Genomic DNA, 16,680 nt, shown 5'->3' with positions numbered 1-16,680 from the left:
TAGGCCAGTTTAAAACAGTTCTATTCTGCAGATCATAGTAATTATAAATTGACGTCTTCGGGATTTGGCCATAGATGAGGGCCGAAATCATCCGCATCCGTGAGTCCTCAATGAACGCGAACTACACCCTCCGGGACGAGATCCGTGATTATTGGTCCTTGCGCGCTCCGACCTTCGATCAGCAGGTCGGGCACGAGATCTTCTCGGAGGCGGAACGGCAGGCATGGCGCGACCTGTTCCTGCGCCATCTCGGACCCGGCGAAGGAAGGCAGGCGCTCGATCTCGCCAGCGGAACGGGCGTGATCTCCCACCTGCTGCACGGCCTGGGTTTCGACGTCACGGGCCTCGACTGGTCGGAGCCGATGCTGAGCCAGGCGCGGGCCAAGGCGGCCCGGAACGGCGCCGACATTCGCTTCATCCTGGGCGATGCCGAACGGACGCTGGAAAAGCCGGAGAGCTACGACGTGCTCGTCACGCGTCACCTCGTCTGGACGCTCGTCGATCCGGCAACCGCGTTTCGCGAATGGCATTCGCTGCTCAAACCGGGCGGGCGGCTTCTCGTCGTCGACGGTGATTTCGTCTCCGATACGCTCGTCAAGCGGGTGATCCGTTTCGTCGAGAAGCTTGTACCGGGCCTTGCCGGAGCCGCCCATGCGCCCAATGCTATGCGCGAGACCCATGAGCGAATCCTGAGCCGTGTCTACTTCTCCAAGGGCGCCCGGGCCCAGGAGGTCGCCGCGCTGTTGGGCGAGGCGGGCTTTGCGCACATCGTCATTGATCGGGACCTCAAGCAGATCCATCGCCAACAGGCGAAAAACCTGCCGCTCCTGAAGGGGCTCGAGCGTGCGACGCAGCATCGTTACGCTGTGCTTGCCGTGAAGACCTCCACCTGAAAAGTCATGGCCTGAGCCGCCGGGTCATGGTCTCCTGATCCCGCTGATACGGCACGAGCGGGAGAGGGCCATGGGACGAAACCTGATCAAGCTTCTCGTCGTTTGCGCCGCTCTGACCGGCGCGATCCCGTTCGAGGCACGGCCGCAGCAGCGGCCCGACGTCGAGGTCGCAACGCCCGAAGGCTTGCCGGCGGTCGGGAAATGGATGCTGACCGCCCAAGGAGTGCCCTCGGACTGGCTTGGCGAGATCTACGAGGGCAAGCACCTGCGTGAGCCGATCAACGTCATTATTGTCGACCAGGGCGCGTCATCGGCTGACGATGCGAAGGAGAGACTGCTGGCTGCCGCCGCCCGGGCCGGCTATCCGATCCGCTTCGGTCATTCGACAGGCTATCAGGGTTCCATCGCCGGGCAGCTTTACGCACAGCTGCCGCAGGGCAGGGATGACGCGTTCTCCAACGATGTGTTCGAGGTCAACAACAACCACGGCCGTGTCTTCGGTCCGCATCAGTTCGATCAAGGATACCTCTTCATCGCGGCTTTCAGTCGGGAAGAGGTCGATCCGATCCGCATTCCGGGCCATCGCTTCGGCTCGTTCAACCGGGCACGGGACGACTTCACGCAGCGCCTCGACCGCAGCACCGATTTCAAGGTGACCCGGTTCGTCGATCTCGGCAATGCGCTGATCGGCGACCCGAAGCTCACGACCGGCGATCACGACGGCATTGCGGTCATGGTGCGCGTCGGGCCGTGACGTGTGAGAATGTCATCCCCGGCGAGCGAAGCGAGGGAAGGGGATCCATGGCGTTTCGCCTGATCGTGGTTTCCCTTCCCCTCCACTGTGCTCCGGCCGGGAATGACACTGAGTAAGCGGAGTGAACGCTATCCCGCCAGGAAGCCCGCCAGCGCTCGCGGGTCGACGTTGCCGCCGCTGATGATGATGCCGACGCGCTTGTCCTTGCACGGCACGATGCCGTGGAGGGCGGCTGCCGCCGCGAGGCATCCGGTGGGCTCGACCACGATCTTCATGCGCTCGACGAAGAAGCGCATGGTGTCCACGAGCTGCGTGTCCGACACGGTGAGTATGTCGTCCGCGAAAGCGCGCATGATCGGAAATGTCTTGTTGCCGACATAGGTCGTCTGCGCCCCGTCGGCGATTGTGGTCGGTACGGGAATCTTGACGATGGAGCCCGTGCGGAAGGATTGCTGCGCATCGTTGCCGGCTTCCGGCTCGACGCCGTAGATCCGGCAATCGGGCGAGAGGGCCTTGGAGGCGAGAGCAGAACCGGCAAGCAGCCCGCCGCCGCCGACGCAGACGAGGAGCATGTCAAGGGGACCGACCTCCTCGATCAGCTCCTTGGTCGCCGTGCCCTGGCCGGCGATCACATCCTCATGGTCGTAGGGAGGAATGAGGGTCAGGCCACGCTCCTGCGAAAGCTTGCGGCCGATGGCTTCCCGGTCTTCCTTGTATCGGTCGTAGAGCACGACCTCGCCGCCGTAGCCCTTGGTGGCGGCAACCTTCATGGCCGGCGCATCCTGAGGCATGATGATGACCGTCGGCACCTCCTGCAGCTGCCCGGCATAGGCGATGGCCTGGGCATGATTGCCGGAGGAGAACGCCACGACACCGCGCTTCTTCGCGTCAGGAGACAAGCGCGCGATGGCGTTGTACGCGCCGCGAAACTTGAAAGCGCCGCCCCGCTGAAAGTTCTCCGCCTTGAAGAACAGCCGGCCGCCTGTGCGCTCATCGGCCGTGCGGGACGTGAGAACCGGCGTCCGGTGGGCCACCCCGTCGATGCGCCGCGCGGCTGCGACGACATCCTCGTAAGTGGGTAGGTTTGGCGCAGCCTGGGCCGCTGGCTCGGAATTCTGCGGGGTCGGCACGTTCATCGGGCACTCACTATCTCAGTCGAGCCTGGGGCGTCTTCTCGCTCCCAAGCGTAAGGTACAGCTTCACCGTTCTTCATATCAACTTTGCGCAATCCTTGTCACCATTGAGGCTTTCCCGAAGGTCAGAGGTCTTTGGGGCTAAGGTTCGACCAATGTCCGTCGCTTGCGGAACAGCCCGTCCGTTCCGGCCGTTCATGCTTATCAGGGCATGACAGGAGGCCTTCCATGGAACTGTGGCAGATGGTGGTGGCAGACCACGCGAATATCGAGGAGCTCTGCCGCGAGGTGCTGCGCGCCACCGGCAGCCGGCCGAACAGCCGCGCGGAACTCTTCGCCGACCTTCGGGACGAGCTTGAGCGACATTTTGCAGCACAGCAGAACGTGCTGTATCCGGCCCTGTCCTCCCATGAGCGTACCGCAGCCTACCTGGCCGATCTCGAGAGCAAGCAGGAGGAGATCTTGCGCGAGCTCGACCGGCTCGCCGCGCGTCCCGACAAGAACAGCGCCGATTGGGCGACGGATTTCAAGGAACTCACGGGATCGATCCGGCACGCCTTCACGCTCGAGGAGAATGGCGTGATGATCGTGGCCCGTGGAGCCTTCTCGCCGGATGAGCTCAAGACTCTGTGGCGGCGGTACGAGCGCGAGCGCATCGCCTCCTATGAGGCCGAGCGCTGGCACATGCCGCAATCCATGATGCCGAGCCGTTACGGGCTGCCGACTGGAACAGTGTTCGGCGTGCTCGCGGGGCTGGCCGCCGTCGGGGCTGGCGCGCTCCTGTGGAACATGACCCGGTCCGGACGCCCTGGCTCGCGGCAGGGCAGGCCGCTGCATGCGGCGCCCCGGCGTCCCCAGCCACCGTTCCCGCTCGACCGCGGCGTCATCGACCACAGCCTGGAAGGGTCTCGGCGCGGCCGCATGGGAGAGGCGTCCTCCGGAGCCCGGACCTACCGGGCGGCGGGCCCGGCATCGGCAGCCGGCACCGGCGCCGAAGCATCGTCGAGCAGCACGGCGAAAGCCGCGACAGCAGACGATGCGCTGCTTCACGGCGCGGGGGGCGGGGCTGCCCCCGCGGCGGGCGGAAGCCCCTCGGACGACACGTGGTTCTCCTCGGCCCATCCGCCCCGCGCACCGTCCGGTCTTTCGACACCGCTGCAGCCTGGCGGAACGCTTCCCGCAGGCAGTCCGGCCGGTTCCACCGGTTCCCTCGGCACCGGAGGCGCTCAGACCGGCGGCGCTGGTTCAGGCTCGCCCAAGCGGGACGGGCAGTAAACGGCTGTCCGTCCGTGGCCTAGATGCGATTGCGATTTCTGGCGATATACCAGACGATCAGGGCTACTACGACGATGAGCGCGATCAGCCACCAGGCACTCTCGACGCCGTGTGACGCGCCGGGAGTGTTGGCAGGGGCACCTTCGACGGGCGGGTTGGCCTGAGCCATAACCGCCGAAGCTGACAGGAACAGCGTAACAAGACCCGCGAAGACTCTACGCATCCAATCCTCCTGTCAGGTCTTCGGTAGGGCATAGGCGATCACATAGTCACCCGCCTTCGTGCCGAGCGAGCCATGGCCGCCTGCAACCACGAGCAGGTACTGCCGCCCATCGGCTCCCGTATAGGTCATCGGCGTCGCCTGTCCGCCGGCGGGAAGCCGCGCTTCCCAGAGCTGGTTCCCGTTGGAGACGTCGTAGGCGCGCACGAAATAGTCGATGGTGCCGGACAGGAACGCGACGCCGCTTGCCGTCATCATCGGGCCGCCAAGGTTGGGCACGCCCATCGGGAAGGGAAGCGGGATCGGAGAGGCGTCACGGACCGTCCCGTTCTTGTGCTTCCAGATGATCTTTCCGGTTGTGAGATCGGCCGCCGCGACATAACCCCAGGGCGGCGCCTGGCAGGGGATGCCGAGCACCGATGTAAAGGCGGAGAGCTTTACGGCGAACGGAGCGCCGAAATTCTCGTTCAGGGCCGGCAGGCTGCCCTCGGGCCGGTTCGCTCCCTGGACATAGAGTGTCTTGTCGTTCTGGCGCGGCACGAGCTGCGACACGAAGGCAAGGTAGGTCGGCGTGGTGAAGGCGACCTGCCGCTCCGGATCGACGGCGATGCTGCCCCAATTGAACACGCCGAAATTACCCGGATAGATCAGGCTGCCCTGAAGCGAAGGTGGCGTATAGCGGCCGTCGTAGCGGAGCTTCTTGAAAGCGATGCGGCAAGCGAGCTGATCGAACATCGTCGCGCCCCACATGTCGCGCTCGGCCAAAGGCGGCGGATCATAGGAGAGAGCGGAGACGGGCTGCGTCGGCGCCGTCCGGTCTCCGGGGGCGGCTCCCTGCGGGGCAGGCTTCTCCGTCACCGGCAAGACGGGCTGGCCGGTGCGACGGTCGAGCACGTAGAGCTCACCCTGCTTGGTCGGCTGCACCAAGGCGGGGACGGTCTGGCCGCCGATGGACAGGTCGATCAGGCTCGGCTGCGAGGGAACGTCGTAATCCCACAGATCGTGATGCACGGTCTGGAAGACCCATCGTACTTGGCCAGTCGTGATGTCGAGCGCCACGACAGAGGAGGAGAAGCGATCCACATTGGCGTTGCGATTGCCGCCCCACTGATCCGGCGGCTGGTTGCCGAGCGGGATGTAGACGAGCCCCAGGGCCTCGTCGACGCTGGAAATCGACCAGGAATTGGGAGAGTTCGGCACATATGTTTCACCCGGCGCCAGCGGCGTGGTCACATCGGGCTTGGCGGAGTCCCAGTTCCAGACTAACGCGCCGGTGCTCACGTCGAAGGCCCGGATGACGCCGGACTGCTCGCTCGTCGACACGTTGTCGAGAACCGTGCCGCCGACGATGATGAGATTGCGCGCGATCGCGGGAGGCGACGTGGAGTAATAGGCGCCTGGCTGCACGTTGGGCATGTTCGCCCACAGATTGATTTGGCCCGTTCCGCCGCCGAAGGTGGTGCAGACGTCGCCGTTCTCCGGGTTCAGGGCGATCAGCCGCCCGTCGGCCGTGGGCATGAAAAGCTTCGTCGGGCAGTTATCGGCCGCCTGCCTTTCGCTGGCCGCCACCGGCAGCTCAGGAACCGGAGCGGCGGTCGGGACGGGTGCCGCGGCTGGAGGTGTCGACGAGGCCGCCGCACCGTTGCCATGGTAATAGGACAGACCGCGGCAGGTCAGATGCTGAAGGGCGAGATCGCTGCGGATCTTCGGATCGTAGCGCCAGACCTCCTTGCCGCTCGTATCGTCGAGGGCGATGATCGATTGATGCGGTGTGCAGAGGAACAACCGGTTGCCGAATTTGAGCGGCGTCACCTGGAACGTGGTTTCTTCCGGATCTCCCGGCCGTCCGCGCACGTCGCCGGTGCGATAGGTCCAAGCCTCCTGGAGATTCGCCACGTTTGCGGGCGTGATCTGGTTGAGGGGGGAGTAGCGCTGTCCGTAGGTCGTACGCCCATAGGCATGCCATTCGCCGGGCGGAACGCCGAGGACATCGTCCGGCACGTCCGCACGCGGTCCCGGAGCGACGCCCTCGATCCGCGTCGGATCGTTGAACCAAGAGGCCACGGCAACGACAAGCGCGACAGCCAGTACGCCCGTCAACGGTAATCCCGCGCCCCGGAAGGCGGAACCGCGTCGGATCGGTGCATCCTGGTCCGATGCCGAATAGGCGGTCCGATCTCCGAGGCTGCGAGTGACCCAAGGCGTGACCAACAGCAATCCAAGGAGAAATACCACGTCGCCGCGTGCCGCCAGGGGCCACCATTGGAGACCCACTTCCCATAAGGCCCAGCCGAGCGTACCGGCGGTGACGAGTGCATAAACCCACAAGGCGGCGGGCTTCTGCGCGAGGAGGAGCACGCCCGTGAGCAGAAAGCCGACTGCCGCGATCACATAAAACCAGGAGCCGCCGAGCGTGATCAGCCACACGCCGCCAACAGCAAGAGCCAGACCGATCAGAAGGGCGAGAATGGCGGCAACGATGAGAACTGGGCTTCGCCTCGTACCAGGCATGACTCACTCCTCCGGACAAGTCGGCTTCCAACGACAGGGAGGAGGAAATGTTTCACGGGTGAGGGACGCCAAGGGTGGCGAATGCAGTCCAGCTATGTCTCTCTCACATTCGTGCCCCAGCGGCGATGGAGGAAGCGCTCCCAGGGCGAGAACAGCAGCCGGTCGACGAGGAGCCCGATCACCACGATGACGATCATGATGCCGATCACCTGATCCATGGCATTCAATTCACGCCCGTAATGCAGAAGGTGGCCGAGGCCGAAGCCGGTGAGAATCGTCACGTAAATCTCGGCCGCCATGAGCGAGCGCCATGCAAAGGCCCAGCCCTGTTTCATGCCGCTGACGAGGAAGGGAAGCGAGGCCGGCAGGATGACACGGGTCCATTTGTGAAATCCCTCCGATCCCATGGTGCGCGCCGCGCGCGCATAGATGGGCGGGATGTTGCGCGCTCCATGGTCCGTCGCGATGATGACCGACCAGACGGTGCCCATGATCACCACGAACAGCATCGCGCCTTCGGTCTGTCCGAACCAGACCAGTGCCAGTGGGACCCAGCACACGCTCGGCAAGGTCTGTAAGCCGAGGGCCAATGCACCGAGGGTGTCCTCGAAAATCTGCGATGTGCTGGTCAGGAGGCCGAGCGGGAGCCCGATGAGGACGCCGGCCGCGTAGCCGATCATGAGTCGCTTGAGCGTCACCCAGGTCGATTCCTCGAGGGTGCCGTCGAGCATTGCTCCCCAGATATATTCACCGACGAAGATCGGCGAGGGAAGCAGCACCACGGACCAGCGTCCGGTGCGCACGGCCAACTCCCAGAGGGCGATCAGCAGCCCGAAGAACAGGAGGGCGGAGGCGAGACGCTTCATTCCGAGAATGCCTCCGTCAGCGTGCCTTTGAGCGCCGCGGCGATCTTCGATGCATAGCCGGCGAGCTCCGGGCTGTTGATGTCGCGCGGGCGCGGCAGGGGAACGTCGAAGATCTGCTGGATGCGTCCGGGCGAGGGCGACATGAGGACGACGCGATCTCCCAGGCAAACGGCCTCGCGCACATTGTGCGTGACGAACACGATGGTCTTGCGGCTTTCCATCCAGATCTGCTGGATGTCGTCATAGAGCTGGTCGCGGGTCATGGCGTCCAGCGCTCCGAAGGGCTCGTCCATGAGCAGAACGTGAGGATCCGGAGCCAGGGCGCGGGCCAAGGCGACGCGCTGCTTCATGCCGCCCGAGAGCTCGTGAACCTGCGCGTGCTCGAATTTGCTGAGGCCGACGAGATTCAGGAAATGACGTGCGATCTCCTTGCGCTGCGCATTCGTGAGGTCGGGACGCAGCTTGAGCCCGAACATCACGTTGCCGAACGCGTCGAGCCAAGGGAAGAGCGCGGATTCCTGGAACATGACGAGACGTTCGCGGCCCGGTCCTGCCACGGTCCTTCCATCGGCGAGAACACGTCCCGCATCAGGCTTGGTCAGGCCGGCGATGATGTCGAGAAGCGTGGACTTGCCGCATCCGCTCGGTCCGACCAGGCAGACGAATTCCCCGTCGGCGATGGTCAATGACACATTGTCGAGAGCCTGCACCATGGCTCGTGACGAGATGAAGCGCTTGGAAACTCCCTCGATGATCAGCTTTGCCGGTCGTCCGGTCATGGCATTCCTGTCGAGTGCCTCCATCAAGGCGCCTCGATCAGACGGGACAGATCGGGCGTATCGCGCAGAAATCCGACCTGCTGGGCGCTGGTCACGAAGGATTGGAACGCCTCGCGCGACGTATCCGGCGTGATCACCATGCGGCTCCAGGCCTTGGCGACAAGCTCGGGCGGCATGTCGAGGCGAAAGGACGCCTTCAACTCGTCGCGGGCCATGCGTTGGGCTTCGTCCGGGTTCTTCTGAATCCAGTCGGTGAGTTCGCGATGGGCGACGACGAAGCGTTTGGCGAGATCGCGGTTCTTTGCCAGAAAGTCGACGCTCGACACGAGGATCGTGGTGATGGCGTCCTTCTCCTCCACCAGGATCTTGCCTCCGGCTTCGGATTCGAGCCGCGACACCCACGGCTCCACGGTCCACACCGCATCGAGCTGCCTGCCCTGGAAGAGGGAGAGCTGATCCGGATTGCTGGTGGGAACCACCTGCGCATCGCCGCCGGTCTGCGTGATGCGCAATCCGCCTGCAACGAGCCAGGCCCGGGCCGCCACGTCCTGCGTGTTGCCGAATTGCGGCGTGGCGATGCGCTTGCCTTTGAAGTCGGCGGGCTTGGTCAGGGTCGAATCCCCCTGCACGACGAGGGCCGAACCTCCGTTGACGGCGCCGGCAATCACGCGGACCTCGGCTCCACGGGAGCGGGCATAGGCATTGAGCGCCGGGTTCGGGCCGACATAGGTCAGATCGAGCGACTTGGCGAAAATCGCCTCCATGGCGCTCGGACCGGCATTGTAGACATACCATTCAACCTTCACGCCGGGCCCGAGACGCTCTGCGAACCAGTTGCGACCCTGCCGCTCGAAGGCGCGGGCCACCAGGGCTTGAACATGGGTGATGTTCGGGAAATGTCCGACCCGGACCGTCGTTGCCTGCTGAGCCCAGGTCGGGGCATGCGCCGCAACGAGCGATAGCGCCGACAGAAGAAGAATCCGCCATCCATGCCGCATCGGAAGATCTCCAGAGACGTCGGTTCAAGGCTAGGGATTCCCGGCTGAAGGTCAATGGGACGGGGCGAAGCGACGTTCACGGGAGCCGCTTTGCTTGCGGGCAGAGGACAACAATCCTCAGAATGCCTCCGATTGGCTGAAACTCTTGTTTTTTCAACAAAAAACTTGGTTGAAACCGGAAATGTTAACCACCCGGTAACCATGAATGGCGTCGAATAAGATGCATTACGTAGCGTAACAAATCCGCGATAGCCTGATCCGCCTCCGCTCTCCGACCATGTTCTGCGGTCCTCCGGGGAACCTGATGGTGATGCCGTCGCAGGGACAGATTTGTAGGGCGAGGAGAACCAAGGATGGCGAAAGTACTTGTCGTGACATCGGGCAAGGGCGGTGTCGGAAAGACGACTTCCACGGCCGCGCTTGGCGCGGCACTGGCGCAGAGCGGGAAGAAGGTGGCCGTGGTCGATTTCGATGTCGGCCTGCGCAATCTCGACCTGATCATGGGCGCCGAGCGCCGGGTGGTGTTCGATCTCATCAATGTTGTCAAGGGTGATGCCAAGCTCGACCAGGCCCTCATTCGCGACAAGCGCATAGAGACTCTTTTCCTGCTGCCCGCCTCTCAGACCCGCGACAAGGACAACCTCACCGAGGAAGGCGTCGAGCGCGTCATCAACGGCCTTCGCGAGAAGTTCGACTGGATCATCTGCGACAGCCCGGCCGGGATCGAGCGCGGTGCGACGCTCGCCATGCGCCATGCGGATGTGGCTGTCGTCGTGACGAACCCGGAAGTTTCCTCCATCCGCGATTCCGACCGTATCATCGGGCTCCTCGATTCCAAGACCGAGAAGGCGGAGAATGGCGAGCAAGTGGAGAAGCATCTCCTGCTCACGCGCTACGACAATGCCCGCGCGCAGCGTGGCGAGATCCTCAAGGTCGAGGATGTGCTGGAGATCCTTTCGATCCCGCTTCTCGCCATCATCCCCGAAAGCACGGAAGTGCTGCGCTCGTCGAATCTCGGCGCGCCAGTGACGCTCGGCAGCCCGAACTCCGCGCCGGCCCGCGCCTATCTCGATGCCGTGCGCAAGCTCCAGGGCGAGACCGTCGTCGAAGTGCAGAAGCAGCGCGGTCTTTTCAGCAAACTCTTCTCACGGAGGGCCGCATGAGCCTGTTCAGTTTCTTCAAGCGCAACACGTCCGCGCCCGTCGCCCGCGAGCGGCTCCAGGTCCTGCTCGCCCATGAGCGCACCATCGTCGGTGGTGGCGAATCCGATCTCGTGGCGATCCTGCGCGAGGAGATCATGGCCGTGATCGCCAAGCACATGTCGGTCCCGCAGGACAATGTGCAGATCAAGATGGACCGCGGCGCCTCCGTGTCGACCCTGGAGGTCGATATCGAGATTCCGACCGACATCGCAGCCGGCATGCGCCCGGCCGCGTGATCGCCCCGATCCTCGGTGCGGCCGGCACTCCGATGGAATGGCGGCCGCACCGTCATCTATAGCTTCGATGCCCATTCGGGTGTTCTCCCATTCAGGCCGCCTTGCTGCCTGGGCTGAACGATGATCTACTCGATTTGAGATCCGTTTATCACGGAGGCATTCGATGCAAGACGCATCCTGGCCCGAACTGCCCTATCCCGCTTGGCGCGACGCGGCGACGACCCTTCAACTCTGGACGCAGATCGTCGGTAAGATCCGGCTTTCCCTTTCGCCTTGGGTCAATCACGGCTGGCAAGTCCCGCTCTACGTGACAGCCCGGGGGCTTGGAACCTCGCCCATTCCCGTCGGCCACGAAATCCTCGAACTCGAGTTCGACTTCACCTCTCATCTGCTACGCGTGCGTACGAGCAACGGGGAGGAGAGGGAACTGCCGCTGCAGCCGCAGAGCGTCGCCGATTTTTACTCGCGGCTTCTCACGATCCTGAGGGATATCGGCATCGATGTGACCATCAACGAGACGCCGAACGAGGTCGCCGATCCCATTCCTTTCTCCGAGGATCGGGTTCATGCCTCTTACGACCGGGACGCGGCCCATCGCTTCTGGCGAGTGCTCTTGCAGGTGGACCGGGTGTTCAAGCTGTTCCGCAGCGGGTTTGTTGGAAAGACCTCTCCGGTGCATTTCTTCTGGGGCAGTTTCGATCTCGCCGTGACGCGCTTTTCCGGGCGGGCCGCGCCGCTGCATCCCGGCGGCGTGCCCGGTCTGCCGGACGATGTGACCCGCGAGGCCTATTCGCACGAGGTTTCGAGCGCAGGCTTCTGGCCCGGCAGCGATGCCTTCCCGCAGCCAGCCTTCTATTCCTATGCCTATCCTGAGCCGCCGGGCTTTCGCGATGCTGTCGTCGCACCGGGTGCCTCTTTCGACACCACTCTCGGTGAGTTCGTCTTGCCCTATGATACCGTGCGCCAGGCAAAGGATCCCGACGCTCTGCTGCTCGATTTTCTCGTCACCACCTACAATGCCGCCGCCGATGCGGGCCGATGGGATCGATCCAATCTCGAATGTACCCTCGGTGCGCCTGCAAAGGTACGCCCTGTCTGAACGTGTGATGTTATTGAATGTGATGCTGTCACGTATCCCACGGGTTGCGTGCAAAACACCCACACCTATCCGAAATTGTCGGTGAAGGTCCTTTACAGGCGTGCCTTGCCACGCCTGCGCCACATCCGCCGTCTAGCTCTAGCCTTCCCACGGTTCCGTCATCGATGTGATGTGCGAGGATCCTATGCACGTTGGCGATCTGTCTCGAACGCGAGCGCCCAGCGAACCGAACGACAACGCGGCCCGGCTGGCCATGCGCGTTCTGCTGGTGGTTGGCCTCATGAGCGCCGGGTGGCTCGCCCTCTGGCGGTTTCAGGAAAGCGGTCCCGCCAGGGAGGGCATGGTAGCGGCCGCTCCGCCGCAAACCATCACCGTGGAGCCCAGAGCCCCAGTCCCTCCTGACCGGACGATGCCCCTCCAAGTGGCCGATGCGGATCCGGCAGCCCCGATGGTGCTGCCCAGGAAGCCGCCAGTTGCGGCTCCGCTGCCGGAGGCGGACGAGGATGAATGGGACCAATCCTTCGCCGAACCTGCCATCGACGCCGTTGCCATCGGACAATCGCGCGATCGATCCCTTGCCGTGTTGAAGCAGTTCGAGGCCGTCATCGGTCAATCGTCCAGGAAGGAGCCCTCAAAGCCTCGGGCCGCAACGCGCTCGGACATGAACTTGACGGGCACGGTGACGCAACAGGCGAATCTCACGGATCCCGCCGCCCCGGCGGGCGGTCCCGCTTCTGACCTCGTCGACCTCAACAAGAGCTCGATCGAGGATCTGAACAAATTGAAAGGTGCCGGTTCTCTCGGCCGCGCCATCATCAGGGGACGTCCTTACAAGTCCGTGGAGGATCTGGTGAACAAGCGCGTGGTGCGTCGCGGCACCTACGAGAGGATCAAGGATCAGATCACCGTCCGGTAGATATCGCGATCCGCATCGGGCACGCGGCACGCTTGCCATGCGGCCATGAAAGGTGCTAAGAAAATCCAATCCGACAGGGGTGCTCCGTATAGCCGGGGCTGAGATGACGGCGCGAAGCCGTTGGACCCTCAAGCTGATCTGGGTAATGCCAGCGGAGCGAGGTGGCGATGTTTTCCGGCGCACAGATTTCCCTCTATCCGATGACCGACGACTTCGTCGGCGTCATCCTCGGTGCCATCGGAGCGCTCGATCCTTACCGATCAAACTTCCGGATAGAGACCGACGACCTCTCGACGTTGATCGTCGGCCCACCTGAGCAGCTCTTTCCGGCCATGCGCGATCTGTTTCTGGCAGCCTCGCGTCGCGGCGTTCACTGCGTCCTGGCCGCAACCGTATCGCGTGGTTGCCCCGGCGAGCCTGACGATCCGATCTGTACGCCGATCGCCGGTTCGAGCGACGATAGACCTCTCGAGAGCCGCATCGCCGCCGCTGTCAGGCATGTCGAGACGGCGCCACGCACAGGGCAGGTCGTCGCAGCGCAATTCTCGCTTTATCCGCTTGGTAGCGGGCACCATATGGACGAGATCTACGGCTGCATCGATTTCCTCAAACGATCCGGAGTCTTCGATCGCTCGAAGAACTTCTGCACCAAGCTGTGCGGCGATGCGGGCCCGGTCTTCGCCACGTTGAGCGAGGCCTTTCTGCGCTTCGGTGCGCCGCAGGGCCATGTGGCGCTCGATCTCAAGGTCTCGGCTAACAGTCCGAGCAAGGCCTAATTTCCGTCGTCAACTAGGAGGTCGTCATGTCCGTGACGCGTGGCTGGACGTTGAGAGAGACCCTCATCGTCACCGTGATCGGCGCGGTGTTCGCCGTGCTCTATCTCGGATGGGTGCAGGTTTGGCTGATCGCACAAGCGGTCTTCGGCCCTCTGACGATGGATGTGGTGATGGGTTTCTGGTTCGTCGCCTCGATGGTGGCGGCCGCCATCATCCGCAAGCCGGGCGCCGCCTTCGCGGCGGAGGTCTTGGCGGCGGCCGTGCAGGTGCTGCTGGGGAGCCCTGCGGGATTGCTGCTCGTGGTCAGCGGGATCGTCCAGGGTGCCGGCGCAGAGGCGGTCTTTGCCGCGACGCGCTGGCGCAATTATTCGCTTCCGGTCTTGATGGCCGCGGGTGTCGGCGCTGCGGTCTTTTCCTACATCTACACCTGGATCCGGTTCGATTACGGCGCGCTGCAGCCCACATTGCTCATCGCCATGTTCGTGTTGCGCACGTTGAGCGGCGCGGTGCTCGGTGGGTGGCTCGCCCATGCTATCGTGCAGGCGCTCTACAAGACCGGGGCACTCGCAGGCCTTGCGATCGATGTCGACAAACGCTCCGCTGCCGCCTGATCCCGCCGCGGAGTGGCGCGGGGTCGAAGTCGTTTATCCCTTCGCCAAACGCCCTGCTGTCGGGCCCTTGAACCTGCAGGTCCACCGGGGCGAGCGCCTGCTTCTGCTCGGGCCGTCGGGCTCCGGAAAATCCACGCTGTTGCTGACCCTGACGGGGCTGATCCCCACCAGCATCCCGGCGGAGGTGAGGGGAGAGGTGCGTCTGTTCGAGGCCGATGTCCCCACCTGCAAACCATGGGCCTGGGCACGCCATGTCGCGCAGTATTTTCAGGATGCGGATCAGACACTCTGCGGCATGCGGATCGAGGATGAACTCGCCTTCGCGCTCGAGAACCGGGCCGTGCCGCCCGAGTGCATTGCGCAGGCCGTCGCGGAGGTCATGCGAAAAGTCGGCTTGCCGGAGGACTGGCGCCAGCGCCGCACGACCCAGCTCTCCGGCGGCGAGCGGCAGCTCGTCGCAATGGCGGCCGTTCTCGTCCAGGACGTGCCGCTCTTCGTCGTCGACGAGCCGACGGCGCATCTCGCGCCGGAAGCGGCGCGCCGCCTGCACATGCTGCTGACGGTTGGCGAAAGCGAGCGAACAATTCTCATCGTCGATCACAGGCTCGATGGGCTGATCGAAGCCATCGACCGGATGGTCGTTCTCGGCCGCGACGGTACGATCATCGCAGAGGGCGAACCGCGCAGCATCTTCCGCGAGGAGCGCACGCTGCTGCAATCACACGGCATCTGGTACCCCGCCGCGAGCGCGCTCGATGATGAACTGACACGGGCAGGAATTGCGGCGCCCCTTCCGCCGCTCTCCATCGGCGAAGCACTTGCGCATCTCGATCCCGAGGATGCGCCGTGTCATCGCCTCGAGCAGGCGCGCCCCGCCGTGGAGAGCTTCGTCGCGTCGGCCAAGCCCACCACCATTCTCTCCGATGCTCCCGCGCTCGTGCAATTATCGAAAGCCGATTGTGCGCCTTTCCTGGGGCCTGCCGTCCTGCGTGGCATCAATCTCGTCATCCGCGAGGGTGAGATCCTCGGCATATTGGGCCGGAACGGCGCAGGCAAGTCCACCCTGGGTCTCACTCTCGCGGGTCTTCTGCCTTTGAAGGCCGGAACGCGCAGAGGACCACCGGGCGGATATGCCTTCCAGCGCCCCGAGAGCCAGTTCACCGCCGGCACCGTGCGCGAGGAACTGCTCGACGCATGGCCAAAGCGCATAAGCGGGGACGATAGGACAATCCGCACGGAGGCTGCGCTCGAAGCCTGGGGTCTGACGCATCGGGCAGCAAACCATCCGTTCGAGCTTTCGCAGGGCCAGAAGCGCAAGCTCGCTCTGGCAACGCTCACGCTTTCCGACCGTTGGCCCCTCCTTGTGCTCGACGAGCCCATGGCCGGACTCGATGCCCAGGGCGCGGCGCTTCTCACGCAGGAGATCCTCGTACTACATGAGAAAGGCCGTACCATCGCGCTGATCACGCACGACATGGATCTTGCGCTGAAACTCTGCTCCCGCTCCATCATCGTGGGAGAGGGCGGCATCCTTGCGGACGGTGCGACGGAGGAGCTGATGAGAAACGCCGATCTGCTCGCTCGTGCGGGGCTTACAGAGCCTGCCTGTCTTGCAGCGATGCGCTGGCTTGAGGCTGTCGCGCCGAGGCTGGAGGCGGTGGCCGCATGCTGAAATCGCTCAATCCTCTATCGAAGCTTGCGGTGTGCTGTGCCTGGCTCGTCGCCTCCGTCGTGATCTTCGATCCACGCTTCCAGCTAGCTGCGATCCTCGTGCCTGCACTTGTGCTCATCACCTTCAATCGCACCTCGCCCCTGGTGATCCTGACCCTGATGGTTCCCTTCGCCCTGTTCGGCTTCGGCTTTCTCACCACCAGTCTTCTATTCCGCCAGGAAAGCGACTTCGCTCTGCGCATGGCGGGTGAAGGCCTTCTCGCGTCGCCTGCCTTCTCGGCCGGCATCACTCTTTTTCTTCGCGCGCTCGCCTGCGGCATGATCTCGGTGTTCTTTGCCTTGACCACCGATCCCGGCCTCTTCGTCCGATCCCTGATGCAACATGCGGGCTTGCCGCCGCGCATCGGCTATTCGTTATTCGCCGCGATGCAGCTCGTGCCCGATCTGGCCGGTGAAGCGCAGCAGATGCGCCTCGCCCGCTCCATGAAATCCGGCCGTCACGTGCGACGCATTCCGAGTCCTTTCGAGCTGATCAGCCTCGTCATCCCGTTGCTCGCCTTCGCCATCCGCTGCGCCGGCCGTACGGCGATCGCCATGGAGGCGAGGGGGCTCAGTCCCGATGCGCCACGCACGATCATGAACGCGCCCGGGTTTCACAGGCGCGATGGGGTGTTCCTTGTGCTGGCATCGACGGCGTTGGGATTGTGCAGCATCGCGACGGTCACCGGCTTATGAGCGCC

17 protein-coding genes and 1 riboswitch are annotated in these 16,680 nt (G+C 63.9%); of the genes, 11 read left to right on the top strand and 6 right to left on the bottom strand.

What is annotated here, in order from left to right:
• Window positions 1–110 precede the first annotated feature (110 nt).
• Both U0023_RS02620 and U0023_RS02615 read left to right on the top strand, forming a co-directional pair.
• A complete protein-coding gene (locus tag U0023_RS02620) occupies window positions 111–893 on the top strand; it encodes a class I SAM-dependent methyltransferase (protein ID WP_009763903.1) in 783 nt (260 codons plus the stop codon).
• 70 nt (window positions 894–963) lie between these two features.
• A complete protein-coding gene (locus U0023_RS02615) occupies window positions 964–1,647 on the top strand; it encodes a hypothetical protein (protein ID WP_009763904.1) in 684 nt (227 codons plus the stop codon).
• A 128-nt stretch (window positions 1,648–1,775) separates the two neighbouring features.
• On the opposite strand, the gene U0023_RS02610 is transcribed toward U0023_RS02615, so the two are convergent.
• Window positions 1,776–2,783 (bottom strand): threo-3-hydroxy-L-aspartate ammonia-lyase, encoded by a 1,008-nt coding sequence (locus U0023_RS02610; protein ID WP_009763905.1) that lies wholly within the window; start codon window positions 2,781–2,783, stop codon window positions 1,776–1,778.
• Between the two features lie 225 nt (window positions 2,784–3,008).
• Here U0023_RS02610 and U0023_RS02605 point away from each other — a divergent pair, with 225 nt between their 5' ends.
• On the top strand, window positions 3,009–4,055 hold the full coding sequence (locus U0023_RS02605; RefSeq protein WP_009763906.1) for a hemerythrin domain-containing protein: 1,047 nt from the start codon (window positions 3,009–3,011) through the stop codon (window positions 4,053–4,055).
• 19 nt (window positions 4,056–4,074) lie between these two features.
• Here U0023_RS02605 and U0023_RS02600 read toward each other — a convergent pair whose 3' ends face one another.
• The 5 genes from U0023_RS02600 to U0023_RS02580 form a co-directional block, all read right to left on the bottom strand.
• Window positions 4,075–4,278: a hypothetical protein gene (locus U0023_RS02600; RefSeq protein ID WP_009763907.1), complete on the bottom strand. Its 204-nt coding sequence runs from the start codon at window positions 4,276–4,278 to the stop codon at window positions 4,075–4,077.
• A gap of 12 nt (window positions 4,279–4,290) precedes the next feature.
• The gene (locus U0023_RS02595) at window positions 4,291–6,786 is read right to left on the bottom strand and encodes a glucose/quinate/shikimate family membrane-bound PQQ-dependent dehydrogenase (protein WP_009763908.1); all 2,496 of its coding nucleotides are present in this window, start codon (window positions 6,784–6,786) and stop codon (window positions 4,291–4,293) included.
• A 92-nt stretch (window positions 6,787–6,878) separates the two neighbouring features.
• On the bottom strand, window positions 6,879–7,652 hold the full coding sequence (locus U0023_RS02590; RefSeq protein WP_009763909.1) for an ABC transporter permease: 774 nt from the start codon (window positions 7,650–7,652) through the stop codon (window positions 6,879–6,881).
• Window positions 7,649–8,455, bottom strand: a complete 807-nt coding sequence (locus U0023_RS02585; protein ID WP_009763910.1) for an ABC transporter ATP-binding protein — start codon at window positions 8,453–8,455, stop codon at window positions 7,649–7,651. The genes U0023_RS02590 and U0023_RS02585 overlap by 4 nt, the downstream gene beginning before the upstream one ends.
• Complete coding sequence (locus tag U0023_RS02580) at window positions 8,455–9,429, bottom strand: ABC transporter substrate-binding protein (protein WP_009763911.1); 975 nt, start codon at window positions 9,427–9,429, stop codon at window positions 8,455–8,457. Before U0023_RS02580 ends, U0023_RS02585 begins: the two co-directional genes overlap by 1 nt.
• A gap of 353 nt (window positions 9,430–9,782) precedes the next feature.
• On the opposite strand from U0023_RS02580, the gene minD reads away from it, so the two are divergent.
• From minD to U0023_RS02540, 8 genes are all read left to right on the top strand, one after another.
• Window positions 9,783–10,592 carry a septum site-determining protein MinD gene (minD, locus tag U0023_RS02575; RefSeq protein ID WP_009763912.1) on the top strand — a complete coding sequence of 270 codons (810 nt, stop codon included), beginning with the start codon at window positions 9,783–9,785 and terminating at the stop codon, window positions 10,590–10,592.
• Window positions 10,589–10,867: a cell division topological specificity factor MinE gene (minE, locus tag U0023_RS02570; RefSeq protein ID WP_009763913.1), complete on the top strand. Its 279-nt coding sequence runs from the start codon at window positions 10,589–10,591 to the stop codon at window positions 10,865–10,867. The genes minD and minE overlap by 4 nt, the downstream gene beginning before the upstream one ends.
• Window positions 10,868–11,030: 163 nt before the next feature.
• Entirely contained in the window at window positions 11,031–11,966 is a 936-nt protein-coding gene (locus U0023_RS02565; RefSeq protein ID WP_009763914.1) for a DUF5996 family protein, read from the top strand.
• A 184-nt stretch (window positions 11,967–12,150) separates the two neighbouring features.
• Window positions 12,151–12,882 (top strand): ComEA family DNA-binding protein, encoded by a 732-nt coding sequence (locus tag U0023_RS02560; RefSeq protein WP_009763915.1) that lies wholly within the window; start codon window positions 12,151–12,153, stop codon window positions 12,880–12,882.
• A 65-nt stretch (window positions 12,883–12,947) separates the two neighbouring features.
• Window positions 12,948–13,059: riboswitch (TPP riboswitch) on the top strand.
• On the top strand, window positions 13,050–13,658 hold the full coding sequence (locus tag U0023_RS02555) for a YkoF family thiamine/hydroxymethylpyrimidine-binding protein (protein ID WP_009763916.1): 609 nt from the start codon (window positions 13,050–13,052) through the stop codon (window positions 13,656–13,658). (Overlaps the previous riboswitch by 10 nt.)
• Window positions 13,659–13,684: 26 nt before the next feature.
• Window positions 13,685–14,269 (top strand): ECF transporter S component, encoded by a 585-nt coding sequence (locus tag U0023_RS02550; RefSeq protein ID WP_009763917.1) that lies wholly within the window; start codon window positions 13,685–13,687, stop codon window positions 14,267–14,269.
• On the top strand, window positions 14,241–15,941 hold the full coding sequence (locus tag U0023_RS02545; RefSeq protein WP_009763918.1) for an ABC transporter ATP-binding protein: 1,701 nt from the start codon (window positions 14,241–14,243) through the stop codon (window positions 15,939–15,941). Before U0023_RS02550 ends, U0023_RS02545 begins: the two co-directional genes overlap by 29 nt.
• Window positions 15,935–16,675, top strand: coding sequence for an energy-coupling factor transporter transmembrane component T family protein (locus tag U0023_RS02540; RefSeq protein WP_009763919.1), 741 nt, complete (start codon window positions 15,935–15,937; stop codon window positions 16,673–16,675). The genes U0023_RS02545 and U0023_RS02540 overlap by 7 nt, the downstream gene beginning before the upstream one ends.
• The last annotated feature ends 5 nt before the right edge of the window (window positions 16,676–16,680 follow it).

Origin of the sequence: Microvirga lotononidis (assembly GCF_034627025.1) — a bacterium.
Classification (GTDB): domain Bacteria; phylum Pseudomonadota; class Alphaproteobacteria; order Rhizobiales; family Beijerinckiaceae; genus Microvirga; species Microvirga lotononidis.
This window is presented reverse-complemented; position numbering and strand designations above follow the sequence as displayed.

Bases quoted from the DNA above. Each gene is read 5' to 3' on its own strand.
- U0023_RS02580 (WP_009763911.1), bottom strand. From the start codon at position 9,429: ATGCGGCATGGATGGCGGATTCTTCTTCTGTCGGCGCTATCGCTCGTT.
- U0023_RS02540 (WP_009763919.1), top strand. From the start codon at position 15,935: ATGCTGAAATCGCTCAATCCTCTATCGAAGCTTGCGGTGTGCTGTGCC.
- U0023_RS02610 (WP_009763905.1), bottom strand. From the start codon at position 2,783: ATGAACGTGCCGACCCCGCAGAATTCCGAGCCAGCGGCCCAGGCTGCG.
- U0023_RS02620 (WP_009763903.1), top strand. From the start codon at position 111: ATGAACGCGAACTACACCCTCCGGGACGAGATCCGTGATTATTGGTCC.
- minE (WP_009763913.1), top strand. From the start codon at position 10,589: ATGAGCCTGTTCAGTTTCTTCAAGCGCAACACGTCCGCGCCCGTCGCC.
- U0023_RS02585 (WP_009763910.1), bottom strand. From the start codon at position 8,455: ATGGAGGCACTCGACAGGAATGCCATGACCGGACGACCGGCAAAGCTG.
- U0023_RS02560 (WP_009763915.1), top strand. From the start codon at position 12,151: ATGCACGTTGGCGATCTGTCTCGAACGCGAGCGCCCAGCGAACCGAAC.
- U0023_RS02550 (WP_009763917.1), top strand. From the start codon at position 13,685: ATGTCCGTGACGCGTGGCTGGACGTTGAGAGAGACCCTCATCGTCACC.
- minD (WP_009763912.1), top strand. From the start codon at position 9,783: ATGGCGAAAGTACTTGTCGTGACATCGGGCAAGGGCGGTGTCGGAAAG.
- U0023_RS02590 (WP_009763909.1), bottom strand. From the start codon at position 7,652: ATGAAGCGTCTCGCCTCCGCCCTCCTGTTCTTCGGGCTGCTGATCGCC.
- U0023_RS02600 (WP_009763907.1), bottom strand. From the start codon at position 4,278: ATGCGTAGAGTCTTCGCGGGTCTTGTTACGCTGTTCCTGTCAGCTTCG.
- U0023_RS02615 (WP_009763904.1), top strand. From the start codon at position 964: ATGGGACGAAACCTGATCAAGCTTCTCGTCGTTTGCGCCGCTCTGACC.
- U0023_RS02605 (WP_009763906.1), top strand. From the start codon at position 3,009: ATGGAACTGTGGCAGATGGTGGTGGCAGACCACGCGAATATCGAGGAG.
- U0023_RS02595 (WP_009763908.1), bottom strand. From the start codon at position 6,786: ATGCCTGGTACGAGGCGAAGCCCAGTTCTCATCGTTGCCGCCATTCTC.
- U0023_RS02545 (WP_009763918.1), top strand. From the start codon at position 14,241: ATGTCGACAAACGCTCCGCTGCCGCCTGATCCCGCCGCGGAGTGGCGC.
- U0023_RS02565 (WP_009763914.1), top strand. From the start codon at position 11,031: ATGCAAGACGCATCCTGGCCCGAACTGCCCTATCCCGCTTGGCGCGAC.
- U0023_RS02555 (WP_009763916.1), top strand. From the start codon at position 13,050: ATGTTTTCCGGCGCACAGATTTCCCTCTATCCGATGACCGACGACTTC.